This window comes from Hymenobacter sp. NBH84 (assembly GCF_014217645.1).
In the GTDB taxonomy this organism is placed as follows: Bacteria; Bacteroidota; Bacteroidia; order Cytophagales; family Hymenobacteraceae; genus Hymenobacter; species Hymenobacter profundi.
Window position 1 is genome coordinate 3,448,600 of the sequence record NZ_CP043644.1, and the last position, 14,144, is coordinate 3,462,743.

The window sequence follows — 14,144 nt, forward strand, 5'->3', positions numbered from 1 at the left end:
TTCAGTTGATACCGCTCACAACAAAAACGGCACCGCCGCTCGAAAGCAACGGTGCCGTTCTTATGAAATCAGTGGAATCCTGCTAAGTAGCAGAACCCGTGATTTACATTTTTTTGCCGGGGAAGTAAGCAGTTTCGCCTAGTTCTTCCTCAATGCGAAGCAACTGGTTGTACTTAGCCATACGGTCGGAGCGCGAAGCGGAGCCCGTCTTAATCTGACCTGTGTTCAGCGCTACAGCCAGGTCAGCAATAGTGCTGTCCTCCGTCTCACCCGAGCGGTGCGACATGATGCTCTTGTAGCCATTGCGACGGCCCAGGTTCACGGCATCAATCGTCTCGGTGAGGGTACCAATCTGGTTTACCTTGATGAGAATGGAGTTGGCAATCTTCTCGTCGATACCACGCTGCAAGCGCTCTACGTTGGTCACAAACAAGTCGTCGCCTACCAACTGGGTAGTCGAGCCGATGCTGTCGGTCAGGCTCTTCCAGCCGCTCCAATCGTCCTCGTCCATACCATCCTCAATGCTGATGATAGGGTATTTCTTGGTCCAATCAGTCCAGTAAGCTACCATCTCCGAAGAAGTCAGCTTATCACCGGTGCTCTTCTTGAAGTGATAATGCCCATCCGAGTAGAATTCGGATGCCGCGGCGTCCATGGCAATCATCACATCGTCGCCTGGCTTGTAGCCAGCCGCCTCAATGGCCTGCAACACTACTTTAATAGCGTCTTCGTTGGATTTGATGTTCGGCGCAAAACCACCTTCGTCACCCACGTTCGTGCTCAGCCCCTGCTTTTTCAGCACGTTTTTGAGGTTGTGGAAGATTTCAGTGCCCCAGCGCAGCGCTTCCGAGAACGAAGGCGCACCGACTGGCATGATCATGAACTCTTGAAAGTCGATGGAGTTATCGGCGTGCGAGCCGCCGTTCAGGATATTCATCATGGGCACGGGCAGCGTATTAGCCCCTACCCCACCTACGTAGCGGTAGAGTGGCATACCGGCATCCTGCGCCGCCGCACGAGCAGCAGCCAGCGATACGCCCAAAATGGCGTTGGCACCCAGGTTTGCCTTATTCGGTGTGCCATCCAGCTCGCGCATTATTTTGTCGAGCAACGCCTGTTCATACACCGAGAAGCCAATCAGTTCTTCTGCAATCTTGGTATTCACGTTGTCCACAGCCTTCAGCACGCCTTTGCCCATGTACTTCGACTTATCGTCGTCGCGCAGTTCTACGGCTTCGTGCTTACCCGTGCTGGCACCCGAAGGCACAGCAGCCCGACCAGTAGCGCCAGAATCTGTCGTCACGTCTACTTCCACGGTAGGATTGCCGCGAGAGTCAAAAATCTGCCGGGCGTGAATGGAGGTGATAATGCTCATGTTGAAAAGTATGAGAGGTTGAAAAGTGGTAGGGTAGCCGCCAGCTGTTGAGCGAAACAGCAGCAAACGGGGTGTTTCGGTGGGCCAAGGTAAGAAATTCGACAGGGAAGCTGTACTCTTCTTATCCATGCCGTGTAGGCAAACAACAAAAAAGGACTGGCTTGCGGCCAGTCCTTTTCGTTTCAGAGCAGTTGCTTACGAAGCAGCTTCTTCGTCACGCTCCTGTGCTTCTTCGCGGCTTTCACCTTCTTGCACAGTGGTGGTAGGGGTATCTTCGGGAGCCGAAACTTCCACAGTAGCATTCGGAGCAATAGCTTCACCGCTTACTTCAGTGGCGCTGGTAGTGGTATCGTCGGTAGCTTTCTTACCACCACGACGCGAACGGCGGGTAGTCGTCTTAGCTTCACCGGCGTTCTTCGCCTCTAGTAGCGTTTCATTGTAGTCTACAAGCTCAATGATGCACACTTCAGCGTTGTCGCCCAGACGGTTCTGACTCAATTTGATGATGCGGGTGTAACCACCCGGACGGCCAGCAATTTTAGCCGCTACGTCGCCAAACAGTTCTTTGATGGCTTCTTTGCTTTGCAGGGTAGCAAATACGGTACGACGCGAGTGCGTAGTATCATTCTTCGCCTTGGTCAGCAGTGGCTCTACAAACTGGCGCAGGGCTTTAGCTTTTGCTACCGTCGTGGTCAGACGCTTGTACTGAATCAGCGAAATTGCCATGTTCGACAGCATCGCATTGCGGTGGGACGTAGTACGACCCAAGTGGTTGATAGATTTACCGTGACGCATAAAAAAGAGAAAATGTAAGCTTGCGGATGCCGGCCACGGCGGGTAAGCAGCCTAGCTGCCTCCACATTAGTACCGACGCCCCTCAGGGCTTACTGATTGAAAAAAGTGAGTGTTTTGTAACAAGTAAATAGCCGAATGGCCGAACCGCTGGCGGTATACTCATCGAGCAACCTCTTAACAGTCCAGCCATTCGGCTATTCAATACTAGTCTTCGTCGAGGCGATATTTGCCTAGATCCATCCCGAAGGTCAAACCTTTTTCCTCCACGAGGTTTTCAAGTTCCGTCAACGACTTCTTACCGAAGTTGCGGAACTTCATCATGTCGCTCATGTCTAGCTGCACCAAATCGCCCAGCGTTTTGATGTCGGCAGCCTTGAGGCAATTGTAAGCGCGTACGCTCAAGTCCATATCTGCCAATGGCGTCTTCAGAACCTTGCGCATGTGCAGCGTCTCTTCATCCACAGTTTCCTCTTCCTCGGGCTTAGCCGATTCGAAAGTCATTGTGTTATCAGAGAATAACATGAAATGCTGAATCAGAATGTTGGCGGCACCTTTCAGTGCTTCCTCCGGATGGATTGAGCCGTCGGTTTGAATCTCAACCAACAAACGCTCATAATCCGTCTTCTGCTCTACGCGGGTATTTTCAATGCTGTATTTCACGTTTTTGATAGGCGTGAAAATCGCATCAATAGCAATCTGGCCGAAAACCTGATCAGTCGGCTTGTTCTCTTCAGCTGGCACGTAACCACGGCCTTTCTGAATTGTGAACTCGAACTCGAGTTCCGTACCTGGGTCAACGTGACAAATCACCAAATCCGGATTCAATACCTGAAAACCGCTGGTGAAGTTGTTAATATCGCCCGCCGAGAAAGTTTCCTGACCTTTGATGCGCACCGTGATTTTATCCTCAATGGCGTCGCTCACCTTCTTGAAGCGAACCTGCTTCAGGTTCAGAATGATTTCGGACATGTCCTCAATCACACCTTCAATAGTCATAAACTCGTGCAGAACGCTGCTGGTGCGTACCGACGTGATGGCGTAGCCCTCCAGCGACGACAGCAGGATGCGGCGCAGAGCGTTGCCGATCGTGACGCCGTAGCCTTTCTCCAGCGGTTTGAATTCAAACGTTCCGTAAAAGTCGTCTGATTTCTCCATCACGACCTTTTCCGGCATTTGAAAAGCTAAGATTGACATAAGTGGGGCTTTATATGTAGTGTGTATGAGTAGTAGGTAGCAAGACCACAAACAAATTGTTTACGTCCTGCTACCTACTACTCAGTACTCAAATCCATTAAATACAACGAAGAAAATCGAATGAACGCCCCAGCCATAGCCAGGGCAGTTACTACTTCGAGTACAGCTCGACAATGAGCTGCTCAGTGATTTTCTCCGGAATCAGTTCGCGGGAAGGAGCATTCAGGAACTTGCCTACCATCTCTTTGCCATCCCACTCCAGCCACGAGAACTGACGCGAGTTACGCACGCTCAAGCTATCGGTGATGGTTTCCAACGACTTCGATTTTTCACGAACACCCACTACGTCACCAGCACGCAGCTTGTAAGAAGCGATATTCACGATTTCACCATTTACCGTAATGTGCTTGTGCAATACCAATTGACGAGCAGCACGACGGGTAGGTGCAATGCCGAAGCGATACACTGTATTATCAAGACGCGATTCCAGCAGGGCCAACAGGTTATCACCTGTAATGCCGGGAAGAGTAGCAGCCTTGTGGAATAGGTTTTCGAATTGCTTCTCCAACACGCCGTAGAGGTATTTCACCTTCTGCTTCTCCATCAACTGGATAGCGTATTCCGATTGCTTCTTACGGCGGCCACGACCATGCTGGCCGGGGGGATAGTTCTTTTTATTGAGTGCCTTGCTCGGGCCGAAAATCGGCTCATTGAAGCGACGGGCAACTTTGGTTTTAGGACCGGTATAACGTGCCATTTCGGGGTTATTGAGTTTTACTGGGGGTTGAACCGCGTGTGTCGGGCCTCTCGAATGTGCCTTGCAGGGGTGAAAGGCTGCATCAGAAACCCGACACGGAGGGCAAACCAACGCCAAGCGTCAGCTGCCAGTTCATTATATCAGACGCGACGACGTTTAGGAGGACGGCAGCCGTTATGGGGCAGCGGCGTCACGTCGCGGATGGTCGTCACCTCAATACCCACGTTCTGGATAGTACGAATAGCCGACTCCCGGCCCGAACCCGGACCTTTTACGAATACTTCGGCTTTGCGCATACCTAAGTCATGCGCTACTTTGCCGCAATCCGTAGCTGCCATTTGAGCAGCGTAGGGAGTGTTCTTCTTCGAACCACGGAATCCCATCTTACCAGCCGATGCCCAAGAGATTACCTGGCCATTGTTGTTGGTGATGGAGATGATGATGTTATTGAACGAAGCCTTGATATGTACTTGGCCGGTCTGTTCAACCTGGACAACGCGCTTCTTGGCTTTGTCTTTTCTCTTTTGTGCCATTTGGTTATCGCAAAATATGCGGAAGTTGTTGAAGCTATATATTACTGCTAGCTCCGATTTCCGCTACTGGTTATTTAGTAGCCTTTTTCTTGTTGGCAACCGTCTTACGCTTACCCTTACGGGTGCGCGAGTTGTTCTTGGTACGCTGACCACGAACCGGCAAGCCTTTACGGTGACGCAGACCACGGTAGCAACCAATATCCATCAAGCGTTTGATGTTCAGCTGCACTTCCGAACGCAGTACACCTTCCGTTTTGTGTTCGGAAGCAATAATGCTACGGATTTCACCAGCTTCATCTTCAGTCCAATCTTTCACCTTCTTGTCCAGCGAAATGCCAGCTTTGGTAAGGATCTTCTGGGCAGAAGAACGGCCGATGCCGAAAATATACGTCAGGGCGATTTCGCCCCGCTTGTTGTCCGGGATATCTACCCCTGCAATACGAGCCATGTTGTAGTATCTGAGTGCTTAACCTTGCCGCTGCTTATAACGCGGGTTTTTCTTGTTGATGACGTAAAGCTTGCCTTTGCGGCGAATCACTTTACAGTCAGCGCTACGCTTCTTTACGGACGCTTTGACTTTCATGAGTGTGGAAACTTAGGGTCTATGAGACATGAGGCCTTAGAAAGACCCCGAATTCTAGAAAAGTGGTGCAAAAGTACACAACTTCCTGAAATTCTGAGTCTCTAAGACCCTTATTTATAACGGTAAACGATTCTACCTTTCGACAGGTCGTAAGGAGACATTTCCAACTTCACCTTATCCCCTGGCAGAATCTTAATGTAGTGCATCCGCATCTTACCCGATATATGGGCAATTAGCTGGTGACCGTTTTCCAATTCCACGCGGAACATGGCGTTGGACAGTGCTTCCAGAATGACTCCGTCCTGCTCAATGGAGGATTGTTTTGCCATGTGGCTATTGTAAAGCTTTTTCTATGTACTCAAAGGAGGTCAATACCTCTGCTTTGTCTTTTCTAACAACAACTGTGTGCTCAAAGTGCGCTGAAGGCATTTTATCCTTCGTACGGATAGTCCAGCCATCCTTTTCTTGCACAATTTGCTTAGTACCTAAATTGACCATTGGTTCAATGGCAATAACTAAACCTGTCTGTAACTTAAGGCCAGAACCACGCTTACCATAATTAGGGACCTCAGGACGTTCGTGTAGCTTTTTACCCACACCATGCCCCACAAGTTCTCTAACTACGCCATAGCCCTGTTTCTCAACATGCTGCTGTACAGCGTAGCTTATGTCACCCATGCGGTTACCAGCTACTGCTTGTTCGATACCAAGATAAAGTGATTCCTTGGTTCGCTGCAACAACGCCAATATCTCAGGAGTAACATTGCCTACAGGGTAGGTGTAAGCGCTATCGGAATGGTAACCGTTAAGAAAAACGCCGCCATCTACAGAAATTATATCTCCGTCCTTTAGCGTATAGTCACTAGGGAAGCCGTGTACTACGACTGAGTTGGGTGATATACAGAGACTGAAAGGGAAATCGTTATAGCCCTTAAAGGAAGGTACTCCACCATTATCACGGATGAACTCCTCGGCACGCTGGTCCAGTTGCCGTGTAGTCACTCCTTCTTTGATAATCTTAGCTACCTCCCCATGAGCTTGAGCCAGTACTTTCGCACTGGCTCTCATCAACTCTATCTCTTCTTCTGTTTTGTAAATTATCATTAGAACTATGAAGCCAGAGCGATATTCTGCGAACGGCCTCTTACTTTACCGCTTTTCATCATGCCATCGTATCGTTGCATGAGTAAGTAGCTTTCTATCTGATTCAATGTATCCAATACTACCCCTACCATAATAATAAGGGAAGTACCACCATAGAAAGCTGAAAAGGGCCTTGTTACACCGAGTAATAAAGCGAAAGCAGGGAAAATGGCAATCAATGCAAGAGCTACTGCACCAGGCAATGTAATCCGCGTTAGTACTTCATCAATATACTCTGAAGTATCTCGTCCAGGCTTCACACCAGGTACAAAGCCTCCACTACGCTTCAGATCGTCCGCAATTTGATTAGGATTAACGCTGATAGCAGTGTAGAAGTAGGTGAAAACGATGATGAGGGTAGCGAAAACTAGATTATATTGCCAAGAGGTGTAATCTGAAAACTTTAGTCCAATATAACTTGCAGTATCACTCTCATTTTGCCAGACTGATGCCACAATAGCAGGAACAAACATTAGTGATTGCGCAAAAATGATAGGCATTACACCAGCTGCATTCACCTTCATTGGGATGAACTGGCGTTGTGCATTTAACTGCGATGTACCACCAATTTGTTTAGCGTACTGAACCGGAATACGACGAACAGCCTGAGTCAATACAATGACAGCCATTACCACCAGGAACAAAACAACCAACTCAATTAAGAAAATAAGAGAACCTTGCATACGCTTGGCTGCTGCTTCTCCAATTAAAGCACCTGGCAGACGCGATACAATCCCGATCATAATAATCATGGAAATACCGTTGCCGATACCTTTATCGGTAATCTTTTCACCCAGCCACATGCAAAATAAAGTGCCAGCTGTGATTACTACCATTGTAGTAATAGTGAATAGTAACCCAGGATTAATTATCGCTTCTGCGTTGATAGTTGCAATGAACCCAACTGATTGGGCCATTACAATTGGTATTGTTAGAAAACGCGTATACTGGTTTATCTTCTTCCGTCCAGACTCTCCTTCTTTCTGTAGCTTCTGGAAATAAGGGACAGCAATAGTCAGAAGTTGCAGTACGATAGATGCCGAGATATACGGCATGATACCTAATGCAAAGATGGAAGCATGACTAAACGCTCCTCCTAACAAGGTGTCCAAAATGCCAAAAAGGCCTTGAGCACCTTGTTTCAATTGGGTTGGGTCTACCCCTGGCAAAACTACATAAGAGCCAAGCCGGTAGATAGCAATGAAAAAAACAGTATTGAGGATCCGAGTTCTCAGATCCTCAATTTTGAAAATATTCTTTATCGTCTCGATAAACTTTTTCATTGCTTAGTATGCTTTACAGCGTCACAGCTTTGCCCCCAGCCTTTTCAATAGCTTCAACAGCCGATTTTGAGAAAGCATGAGCATGAACTTCTACGGCTTTGGTGATTTCACCACGACCTAGAATTTTTACTTTGGCGTTTTTAGATACCAAACCAGCATTCACGAAATAGGCAGCATCTAAAGTAGAGGCAGTGCTATCTTTCTCAGTGAGTGAAGCCAGAACATCAAGGTTGATGCTCTTGTATTCCACACGGTTGATATTCTTAAAACCAAACTTAGGTACCCGGCGCTGAAGGGGCATTTGACCACCTTCAAAACCCGACTTTTTGGAATAACCCGAACGGGACTTGGCACCTTTATGACCACGCGTCGACGTGCCGCCGCGGCCGGAACCCGTACCACGACCTACACGCTTTTCATTGCGGGTAGCACCAACGGCGGGTTTTAGATTGCTGAGATTCATATCCGACTTATTGCCTAAAGTTCTGTTACTTCTACAAGGTGCTGCACTGCAGCTACCATACCAGCAATTTGAGGAGTATTTTCAACTTCCTTTGTACTGCCAATTTTGCCCAGACCAAGAGCCTGAACAGTGCGCTTCTGACGCTCAGGGCGGTCAATAACGCTTTTCACCAAGGTGATTTTAATCTGTGCCATCTCTGCTTAGCCGTTAAATACTTGCTGAAGGCTGATTCCACGCTGTTGTGCAATCTGCAACGGGTCCCGCATTTTAGCCAATGCATCGAAGGTAGCCTTCACTACGTTATGCGGATTTGAAGAGCCTTTTGACTTTGCTAGCACGTCTTTGATGCCAGCGCTTTCAAATACAGCACGCATAGCACCACCAGCAATTACGCCAGTACCTGCAGCAGCAGGCTGTACTAACACGAAACCACCCGAATACTTACCTTCCATTACGTGCGGTACAGTATGCTTATACAGCGGCACCTTTACAAGATTTTTCTTAGCGTCGTCGATGCCTTTGGCAATAGCGTCAGTTACCTCATTGGCTTTGCCAAGACCGTAACCTACTACTCCGTTGCCATCGCCTACTACTACAATAGCTGAAAAGCTGAAGCGGCGACCACCTTTTACTACTTTGGCGACGCGGTTGATTGCAACCACTTTCTCCTTAAGGTCGGTTTCGTTAGCACGAACAACCTTGTTGTTATCTCTATTCTCTTTGGACATTGTCTTAGAAATTCAGCCCGCCTTCACGCGCGCCATCTGCCAGTGATTTTACGCGGCCGTGGTAGAGATAACCGGAACGGTCGAATACCACTTTCGTAATGCCTTTACCTTGAGCACGGGAGGCAAGCTCTTTGCCTACTGCGGCAGCAAGGGCGACTCCGTTGCCCCCTTCCACCGAAACGTGCTTCGAGGAAGCAGACGCCAACGTATGACCAGTAGTGTCGTCGATAATTTGAGCATAAATGCCTGTATTACTACGAAATACTGATAAGCGTGGACGCTCGGACGTGCCAGCAACCTTTGTGCGGATGATGCGCTGGATCCGTTTTCTTCTAGATGCTTTATCGAAAGCCATGATGTGAAATTATTTCGAAGCCGTTTTACCAGCCTTACGACGAATTTGCTCGCCCACGAAGCGCACACCTTTGCCTTTGTAGGGCTCAACTTTGCGCAGCGAACGTATTTTAGCAGCTACCTGACCAAGCAATTGCTTATCAATGCTGTTCAGTGTAACAATGGGGTTCTTACCTTTTTCCGTAACAGCAGTAGCAGTTACTTCTTTCGGCAAAGCCAAGAAGATATTATGCGAATATCCTAAGGCAAGTTCTAACGTATTACCAGCAACAGTGGCTTTGTAACCAACACCTACCAGTTCTAGCTTCTCCTCGAACCCATTACTAACACCTTGGATAGCGTTGTTGATGAGTGAGCGGTACAAACCGTGCAGCGCTTTGTGACGCTTCTGCTCGGTGGGACGCTCCACGACCAATTGGCCATCAACAGTAGAAACCGTAATATCTTGATCAACCGGTGTTACCAGTGTGCCTTTGGGGCCTTTCACGGTTACCTGGTTTTCGTTGTTTACATCAACCTGAACACCAGTGGGCAGGCTAATAGGCAGTTTACCAATACGTGACATAGTCTCGGCTCCTTTCGGTTAGTAAACGTAGCACAGCACCTCGCCGCCCACATTCTCGTTCTTAGCTTCTTTTTCCGTCATTACACCTTTCGAGGTCGACAGAATAGCAATACCCAAACCGCTCAACACACGAGGCAAATTCTCTACGTGTGCATAAGTCCGTAGACCTGGCGTGCTTACGCGCTGCAACTTAGTAATTGCAGGCTGCTTTGTAGTTGGGTTGTATTTCAGAGCGATTTTAATCGTACCCTGCACCGACGAATCATCAAAACGGTAGCTCTGAATATACCCTTTGTGGTAGAGTACTTTCGTAATCTCCTTTTTGATGTTGCTGGCCGGAATCTCTACTACCCGGTGATTTGCCTTGATGGCATTGCGCAACCGGGTCAGGTAGTCGGCAATTGGATCTGTATTCATTTGACTATTAGAGCGAGTCCCTGTTTTTTAGAGAGCCGCAAAGATAAGAAAATTTCATCATTGCTCAAGGCAACTCCGAAATTTTCAGGTTAAGACTGCTTGGCTCGGCTGTCTGGACTCGGCCAATGGTTTCTTAGGCAAAGAAGGCTGGATAGCTATAAAACTACCCAGCCTTTCTATTTACCAGCTCGATTTGGTTACGCCGGGAATTTTACCATCAAGAGCCATTTCACGGAAGCGAACACGACTGATACCGAATTTCCGCATGTAGCCACGCGGACGGCCGTCAATCATATCGCGGTTATGTAAACGAACAGGAGAAGCATCACGGGGAAGTTTATCTAGCCCTTCGTAATCGCCAGCAGCTTTGAGGGCAGCACGTTTCTCAGCGTAGCGAGCAACAGTGGCGATGCGCTTACGCGCTCTTGCTTTTGCGGATTCTTTAGCCATTAGTTTTGTTTCTTGGCGTTTGTAAACGGCATACCGAAAGCTTTGAGCAGCTCATAGCTCTGCTCATCATTTTCAGCTGTCGTTACGAAGGTGATATCCATACCTGAAATCGATTTGATCTTATCAATAGAGATTTCAGGAAAAATGATTTGCTCCTTTATGCCCAAGGTATAATTACCGCGGCCATCGAAGCCTTTGTCATTAATACCTTTGAAGTCACGTACGCGGGGTAGTGCAACAGTCAACAGACGGTCCAGGAATTCATACATCCGCTCACCACGCAGGGTTACGCGAGCACCAATAGGCATTCCCTCGCGGAGTTTAAAGTTAGAAACTGAACGCTTCGCGATAGTAGGTACTGCTTTCTGACCAGCAATAGTCGTCAGCTCTTCCACACCGTTATCTACTAGCTTCTTGTCAGCTACTGCTGCGCCAATACCGCGGTTAATGCAGATTTTAGTGATACGTGGCACCTGCATAATGCTCTTGAATTGGAATTTCTCCTGGAGCGCGGGTACTACTTCTGCTTGATATTTTTCTTTGAGTCGAGCCATTGTCGTAAAGCCAAATTAGGCGTTTGTCGTTGCAATTGGCTGCACGTTGCTCACGTGAATCGGTGCCTCAATTTTGGTAATACCCCCTTGAGGGTTTTTTGCACTAGGCTTATTATGCTTAGTTACCAAATTTAGGCCTTCAACGATTACACGTTGCGTAGAACGGTTCACCGATTTAATCACACCGGTTTTGCCGCGCTCATCACCAGCAATCACCTTGACGGTATCACCGGTTTTAACGTGCAGTTTAACAGGCTTTGCTTTCGTTTTCGTTGCCATTGCTTAGAGAACTTCAGGAGCCAGTGAAACAATCTTCATAAACTGCTTCTCACGCAGTTCGCGGGCCACGGGGCCGAAGATGCGGGTGCCACGAGGCTCATTATTATTATTGAGCAATACAGCAGCATTGTCATCAAAGCGAATATACGAACCGTCCTTGCGACGTATCTCTTTCTTTGTGCGTACCACTACTGCCTTGGATACAGTGCCTTTTTTTGCGTTGCCAGAAGGAATAGCTGACTTAATAGCTACTACGATCTTGTCGCCAACGCTAGCATATTTTTTACCCGTACCACCTAAGACACGGATGCAGAGCACTTCTTTAGCGCCGCTATTATCGGCGACGGTCAGACGGGATTCTTGCTGGATCATCTTACTTAGCGCGCTCTAGAATTTCTACCAATCTCCAACGCTTGTTCTTGCTAAGCGGACGGGTCGACATAATGCGAACCGTGTCCCCTTCACCACATTCGTTGTTTTCATCGTGTGCCATGAACTTAGTGGTTTTGGACACAAACTTACCATAGATCGGGTGCTTCTGTTTGATTTCCACAACTACCGTAATGGACTTGTCCATCTTGGAGCTGGAAACGCGCCCGATGATTTCCTTGCGCATATTGCGCTCAGGTGCGCCGGTTACCGGCTGCTGTGCTGCGTTGCTTTCCATCGTTTATTTAGCAGTTTGGTTAGCCTGCTCGTTCTCGCGACGGGTCAGCTCCGTCAGCAGACGGGCTACGTTTTTGCGGCTGTGCTTCAGGCGAACCGGGTTTTCCAAAGGAGAGATAGCATGCGCAAAGCGCAATGACTGCCCGTTGGTCTGTTCGGTTTTGATTTGCTCTTTCAGCTCTTCCAGCGAAAGGGCGCGGATATCTGCGTTCTTCATCTTGTCTTAGCTTTCTACGTAGTCGCGACGAACAACAAACTTAGTCTTAACCGGCAGCTTCTGCGCGGCCAGACGCAGCGACTCCTGCGCTACTTCTAATGACACCCCGTCCGATTCGAACATGATGGTGCCGGGTTTAACTACAGCTACCCAATATTCAGGTGAGCCTTTACCCTTACCCATACGTACCTCAGCAGGCTTCTTCGTAATAGGCTTATCGGGGAAAATACGGATCCAAACCTGACCTTCACGCTTCATTGCGCGGGTCATAGCAATACGAGCAGCCTCAATCTGGCGTGCCGTAATCCAAGCCTGCTCCAAAGACTTGATAGCGAATGAACCGAAATCGATAGTGCTGCCGCGATGGGCGAGGCCGTGGATGCGACCCTTCTGCATCTTCCGATACTTAGTTCTTTTCGGCTGTAACATGAGTTATACGAAAAAAAGATTCGAGATGAGAAAAAGGGCCTAGCGACGAGGGCCGCCACCCTGACCACCACGGTTTCCACCAGCTTGGCCTCCACGACGGTTACCGCCTTGGCCACCACGGTTTTCACCACCACGGTCATTACGGTCGCCACGCTCACGACGAGGGCCACGGTCACCACGGTCACCACGTGGGCCACGGTCGTTGCGGCTTTCACCATTACCAGGGTTAGTTGGCTGTTGGTTAGGCGACAAATCAGGCTTGCCGAAAACTTCGCCACGCATGATCCACACTTTGATACCGATCTTGCCGTAAACCGTTTGAGCTTCTGACAAAGCGTAATCGATATCTGCACGCAAAGTGTGCAGAGGCGTACGACCTTCTTTGTACTGCTCAGAGCGAGCAATTTCAGCGCCACCTAAACGACCGCCACATTGAATTTTGATGCCTTCAGCACCAACCCGCATAGCAGCTTGGATAGACATCTTCATGGCGCGACGGAAGGAGATACGAGCCTGCAATTGCTGTGCAATGCTTTCTCCTACCAGCTTCGCATCAAGTTCAGGACGCTTAATTTCGAAGATGTTGATTTGAACGTCTTTGCTGGTAATTTGCTTCAGCTCGTCCTTAATCTTATCAACCTCCTGACCCCCTTTACCAATTACAACACCCGGACGAGCCGTATTAATTGTAATGGTAATACGCTTCAGCGTACGCTCGATTACGATACGGGAAATGCCACCTTTCGGAATACGAGCAAGAATATATTTACGGATTTTTTCGTCCTCAACCAGCTTATCGGCAAAATCTTTACCGCCGTACCAGTTCGAGTCCCATCCTTTGATGACTCCCAGACGGAAGCCGGTTGGATTTACTTTCTGTCCCATAGTGCTTATGCGGTAACCTCAGCTTGATTTGCGGTCGATTTCTTAGACGAACGACGGGTAGCTTTTGCGTCACCCGCGTTACCAGTCGTTTCAGCAGCCTGCTTAGCGGCAGCTTTGCTGCCTAAAGGCTCAACTTTCGTATCAATAATCAACGTTACGTGGTTGCTACGCTTACGAATACGGTGACCGCGACCTTGAGGGGCAGGGCGTAGACGCTTCAGCTGGCGACCTTCGTCAACGAAGATTGTCTTGATATAAAGATTAGCATCTTCGATACGCTCGTCTTCGTTCTTTTGCTGCCAGTTAGCTAGAGCTGACAAGAGCAATTTTTCGATTTTTGCGGCGCCCGAATTAGCTTCAAACTTCAGCAGGCCTAAGGCACGAGTCACTTTCTGACCACGAACCATGTCGGCTACCAAGCGCATTTTGCGCGGCGAGGTAGGCACATTACGGAGTTTAGCTACTGCTTCCATC

General features: G+C 48.6%; 24 protein-coding genes and 1 pseudogene. All 25 read right to left on the reverse strand.

Annotated elements, in window-relative coordinates; all coding sequences use genetic code 11:
* Positions 1-103 precede the first annotated feature (103 nt).
* Complete coding sequence (eno, locus tag F1C16_RS14425; protein WP_185284346.1) at positions 104-1,375, reverse strand: phosphopyruvate hydratase; 1,272 nt, start codon at positions 1,373-1,375, stop codon at positions 104-106.
* 195 nt (positions 1,376-1,570) lie between these two features.
* Positions 1,571-2,170 carry a 50S ribosomal protein L17 gene (gene rplQ, locus F1C16_RS14430; RefSeq protein WP_185281339.1) on the reverse strand — a complete coding sequence of 200 codons (600 nt, stop codon included), beginning with the start codon at positions 2,168-2,170 and terminating at the stop codon, positions 1,571-1,573.
* Between the two features lie 204 nt (positions 2,171-2,374).
* On the reverse strand, positions 2,375-3,364 hold the full coding sequence (locus F1C16_RS14435; RefSeq protein WP_185281340.1) for a DNA-directed RNA polymerase subunit alpha: 990 nt from the start codon (positions 3,362-3,364) through the stop codon (positions 2,375-2,377).
* A gap of 151 nt (positions 3,365-3,515) precedes the next feature.
* Positions 3,516-4,121, reverse strand: a complete 606-nt coding sequence (gene rpsD / locus F1C16_RS14440) for a 30S ribosomal protein S4 (protein ID WP_185281341.1) — start codon at positions 4,119-4,121, stop codon at positions 3,516-3,518.
* 140 nt (positions 4,122-4,261) lie between these two features.
* On the reverse strand, positions 4,262-4,654 hold the full coding sequence (gene rpsK / locus F1C16_RS14445; RefSeq protein WP_185281342.1) for a 30S ribosomal protein S11: 393 nt from the start codon (positions 4,652-4,654) through the stop codon (positions 4,262-4,264).
* A 70-nt stretch (positions 4,655-4,724) separates the two neighbouring features.
* The gene (gene rpsM, locus F1C16_RS14450; RefSeq protein ID WP_185281343.1) at positions 4,725-5,102 is read right to left on the reverse strand and encodes a 30S ribosomal protein S13; all 378 of its coding nucleotides are present in this window, start codon (positions 5,100-5,102) and stop codon (positions 4,725-4,727) included.
* 18 nt (positions 5,103-5,120) lie between these two features.
* The gene (ykgO, locus tag F1C16_RS14455) at positions 5,121-5,237 is read right to left on the reverse strand and encodes a type B 50S ribosomal protein L36 (RefSeq protein ID WP_034256541.1); all 117 of its coding nucleotides are present in this window, start codon (positions 5,235-5,237) and stop codon (positions 5,121-5,123) included.
* A 110-nt stretch (positions 5,238-5,347) separates the two neighbouring features.
* Entirely contained in the window at positions 5,348-5,566 is a 219-nt protein-coding gene (infA, locus tag F1C16_RS14460; protein WP_185281344.1) for a translation initiation factor IF-1, read from the reverse strand.
* A 4-nt stretch (positions 5,567-5,570) separates the two neighbouring features.
* A complete protein-coding gene (map, locus tag F1C16_RS14465) occupies positions 5,571-6,341 on the reverse strand; it encodes a type I methionyl aminopeptidase (RefSeq protein ID WP_185281345.1) in 771 nt (256 codons plus the stop codon).
* A gap of 5 nt (positions 6,342-6,346) precedes the next feature.
* A complete protein-coding gene (secY, locus tag F1C16_RS14470; RefSeq protein WP_185281346.1) occupies positions 6,347-7,663 on the reverse strand; it encodes a preprotein translocase subunit SecY in 1,317 nt (438 codons plus the stop codon).
* A 13-nt stretch (positions 7,664-7,676) separates the two neighbouring features.
* Complete coding sequence (gene rplO, locus F1C16_RS14475; RefSeq protein ID WP_185281347.1) at positions 7,677-8,126, reverse strand: 50S ribosomal protein L15; 450 nt, start codon at positions 8,124-8,126, stop codon at positions 7,677-7,679.
* A gap of 14 nt (positions 8,127-8,140) precedes the next feature.
* Positions 8,141-8,320: a 50S ribosomal protein L30 gene (gene rpmD, locus F1C16_RS14480; protein WP_185281348.1), complete on the reverse strand. Its 180-nt coding sequence runs from the start codon at positions 8,318-8,320 to the stop codon at positions 8,141-8,143.
* 6 nt (positions 8,321-8,326) lie between these two features.
* A complete protein-coding gene (gene rpsE / locus F1C16_RS14485) occupies positions 8,327-8,854 on the reverse strand; it encodes a 30S ribosomal protein S5 (protein ID WP_185281349.1) in 528 nt (175 codons plus the stop codon).
* A gap of 4 nt (positions 8,855-8,858) precedes the next feature.
* Positions 8,859-9,209 carry a 50S ribosomal protein L18 gene (gene rplR, locus F1C16_RS14490; protein ID WP_185281350.1) on the reverse strand — a complete coding sequence of 117 codons (351 nt, stop codon included), beginning with the start codon at positions 9,207-9,209 and terminating at the stop codon, positions 8,859-8,861.
* 9 nt (positions 9,210-9,218) lie between these two features.
* Positions 9,219-9,773 carry a 50S ribosomal protein L6 gene (gene rplF / locus F1C16_RS14495; protein WP_185281351.1) on the reverse strand — a complete coding sequence of 185 codons (555 nt, stop codon included), beginning with the start codon at positions 9,771-9,773 and terminating at the stop codon, positions 9,219-9,221.
* A gap of 18 nt (positions 9,774-9,791) precedes the next feature.
* Positions 9,792-10,190, reverse strand: coding sequence for a 30S ribosomal protein S8 (gene rpsH / locus F1C16_RS14500; RefSeq protein ID WP_185281352.1), 399 nt, complete (start codon positions 10,188-10,190; stop codon positions 9,792-9,794).
* A 180-nt stretch (positions 10,191-10,370) separates the two neighbouring features.
* The gene (gene rpsN / locus F1C16_RS14505) at positions 10,371-10,640 is read right to left on the reverse strand and encodes a 30S ribosomal protein S14 (protein ID WP_185281353.1); all 270 of its coding nucleotides are present in this window, start codon (positions 10,638-10,640) and stop codon (positions 10,371-10,373) included.
* Positions 10,640-11,194, reverse strand: a complete 555-nt coding sequence (gene rplE, locus F1C16_RS14510; protein WP_185281354.1) for a 50S ribosomal protein L5 — start codon at positions 11,192-11,194, stop codon at positions 10,640-10,642. Before rplE ends, rpsN begins: the two co-directional genes overlap by 1 nt.
* A 39-nt stretch (positions 11,195-11,233) precedes the next feature.
* A pseudogene (gene rplX / locus F1C16_RS14515) lies at positions 11,234-11,473 on the reverse strand (50S ribosomal protein L24); the annotation flags it as partial.
* A 3-nt stretch (positions 11,474-11,476) separates the two neighbouring features.
* Positions 11,477-11,845: a 50S ribosomal protein L14 gene (rplN, locus tag F1C16_RS14520; RefSeq protein WP_185281355.1), complete on the reverse strand. Its 369-nt coding sequence runs from the start codon at positions 11,843-11,845 to the stop codon at positions 11,477-11,479.
* Position 11,846: 1 nt separating this feature from the next.
* Positions 11,847-12,140, reverse strand: coding sequence for a 30S ribosomal protein S17 (rpsQ, locus tag F1C16_RS14525; RefSeq protein WP_185281356.1), 294 nt, complete (start codon positions 12,138-12,140; stop codon positions 11,847-11,849).
* A gap of 3 nt (positions 12,141-12,143) precedes the next feature.
* Complete coding sequence (rpmC, locus tag F1C16_RS14530; protein ID WP_185281357.1) at positions 12,144-12,356, reverse strand: 50S ribosomal protein L29; 213 nt, start codon at positions 12,354-12,356, stop codon at positions 12,144-12,146.
* 6 nt (positions 12,357-12,362) lie between these two features.
* Entirely contained in the window at positions 12,363-12,785 is a 423-nt protein-coding gene (rplP, locus tag F1C16_RS14535; protein ID WP_185281358.1) for a 50S ribosomal protein L16, read from the reverse strand.
* Between the two features lie 39 nt (positions 12,786-12,824).
* Positions 12,825-13,670 carry a 30S ribosomal protein S3 gene (gene rpsC / locus F1C16_RS14540; protein WP_185281359.1) on the reverse strand — a complete coding sequence of 282 codons (846 nt, stop codon included), beginning with the start codon at positions 13,668-13,670 and terminating at the stop codon, positions 12,825-12,827.
* A gap of 5 nt (positions 13,671-13,675) precedes the next feature.
* Positions 13,676-14,143 (reverse strand): 50S ribosomal protein L22, encoded by a 468-nt coding sequence (rplV, locus tag F1C16_RS14545; protein WP_185281360.1) that lies wholly within the window; start codon positions 14,141-14,143, stop codon positions 13,676-13,678.
* Position 14,144: the final 1 nt, after the last annotated feature.

Bases quoted from the DNA above. Each gene is read 5' to 3' on its own strand.
- eno (WP_185284346.1), bottom strand. From the start codon at position 1,375: ATGAGCATTATCACCTCCATTCACGCCCGGCAGATTTTTGACTCTCGC.
- rplQ (WP_185281339.1), bottom strand. From the start codon at position 2,170: ATGCGTCACGGTAAATCTATCAACCACTTGGGTCGTACTACGTCCCAC.
- F1C16_RS14435 (WP_185281340.1), bottom strand. From the start codon at position 3,364: ATGTCAATCTTAGCTTTTCAAATGCCGGAAAAGGTCGTGATGGAGAAA.
- rpsD (WP_185281341.1), bottom strand. From the start codon at position 4,121: ATGGCACGTTATACCGGTCCTAAAACCAAAGTTGCCCGTCGCTTCAAT.
- rpsK (WP_185281342.1), bottom strand. From the start codon at position 4,654: ATGGCACAAAAGAGAAAAGACAAAGCCAAGAAGCGCGTTGTCCAGGTT.
- rpsM (WP_185281343.1), bottom strand. From the start codon at position 5,102: ATGGCTCGTATTGCAGGGGTAGATATCCCGGACAACAAGCGGGGCGAA.
- ykgO (WP_034256541.1), bottom strand. From the start codon at position 5,237: ATGAAAGTCAAAGCGTCCGTAAAGAAGCGTAGCGCTGACTGTAAAGTG.
- infA (WP_185281344.1), bottom strand. From the start codon at position 5,566: ATGGCAAAACAATCCTCCATTGAGCAGGACGGAGTCATTCTGGAAGCA.
- map (WP_185281345.1), bottom strand. From the start codon at position 6,341: ATGATAATTTACAAAACAGAAGAAGAGATAGAGTTGATGAGAGCCAGT.
- secY (WP_185281346.1), bottom strand. From the start codon at position 7,663: ATGAAAAAGTTTATCGAGACGATAAAGAATATTTTCAAAATTGAGGAT.
- rplO (WP_185281347.1), bottom strand. From the start codon at position 8,126: ATGAATCTCAGCAATCTAAAACCCGCCGTTGGTGCTACCCGCAATGAA.
- rpmD (WP_185281348.1), bottom strand. From the start codon at position 8,320: ATGGCACAGATTAAAATCACCTTGGTGAAAAGCGTTATTGACCGCCCT.
- rpsE (WP_185281349.1), bottom strand. From the start codon at position 8,854: ATGTCCAAAGAGAATAGAGATAACAACAAGGTTGTTCGTGCTAACGAA.
- rplR (WP_185281350.1), bottom strand. From the start codon at position 9,209: ATGGCTTTCGATAAAGCATCTAGAAGAAAACGGATCCAGCGCATCATC.
- rplF (WP_185281351.1), bottom strand. From the start codon at position 9,773: ATGTCACGTATTGGTAAACTGCCTATTAGCCTGCCCACTGGTGTTCAG.
- rpsH (WP_185281352.1), bottom strand. From the start codon at position 10,190: ATGAATACAGATCCAATTGCCGACTACCTGACCCGGTTGCGCAATGCC.
- rpsN (WP_185281353.1), bottom strand. From the start codon at position 10,640: ATGGCTAAAGAATCCGCAAAAGCAAGAGCGCGTAAGCGCATCGCCACT.
- rplE (WP_185281354.1), bottom strand. From the start codon at position 11,194: ATGGCTCGACTCAAAGAAAAATATCAAGCAGAAGTAGTACCCGCGCTC.
- rplN (WP_185281355.1), bottom strand. From the start codon at position 11,845: ATGATCCAGCAAGAATCCCGTCTGACCGTCGCCGATAATAGCGGCGCT.
- rpsQ (WP_185281356.1), bottom strand. From the start codon at position 12,140: ATGGAAAGCAACGCAGCACAGCAGCCGGTAACCGGCGCACCTGAGCGC.
- rpmC (WP_185281357.1), bottom strand. From the start codon at position 12,356: ATGAAGAACGCAGATATCCGCGCCCTTTCGCTGGAAGAGCTGAAAGAG.
- rplP (WP_185281358.1), bottom strand. From the start codon at position 12,785: ATGTTACAGCCGAAAAGAACTAAGTATCGGAAGATGCAGAAGGGTCGC.
- rpsC (WP_185281359.1), bottom strand. From the start codon at position 13,670: ATGGGACAGAAAGTAAATCCAACCGGCTTCCGTCTGGGAGTCATCAAA.
- rplV (WP_185281360.1), bottom strand. From the start codon at position 14,143: ATGGAAGCAGTAGCTAAACTCCGTAATGTGCCTACCTCGCCGCGCAAA.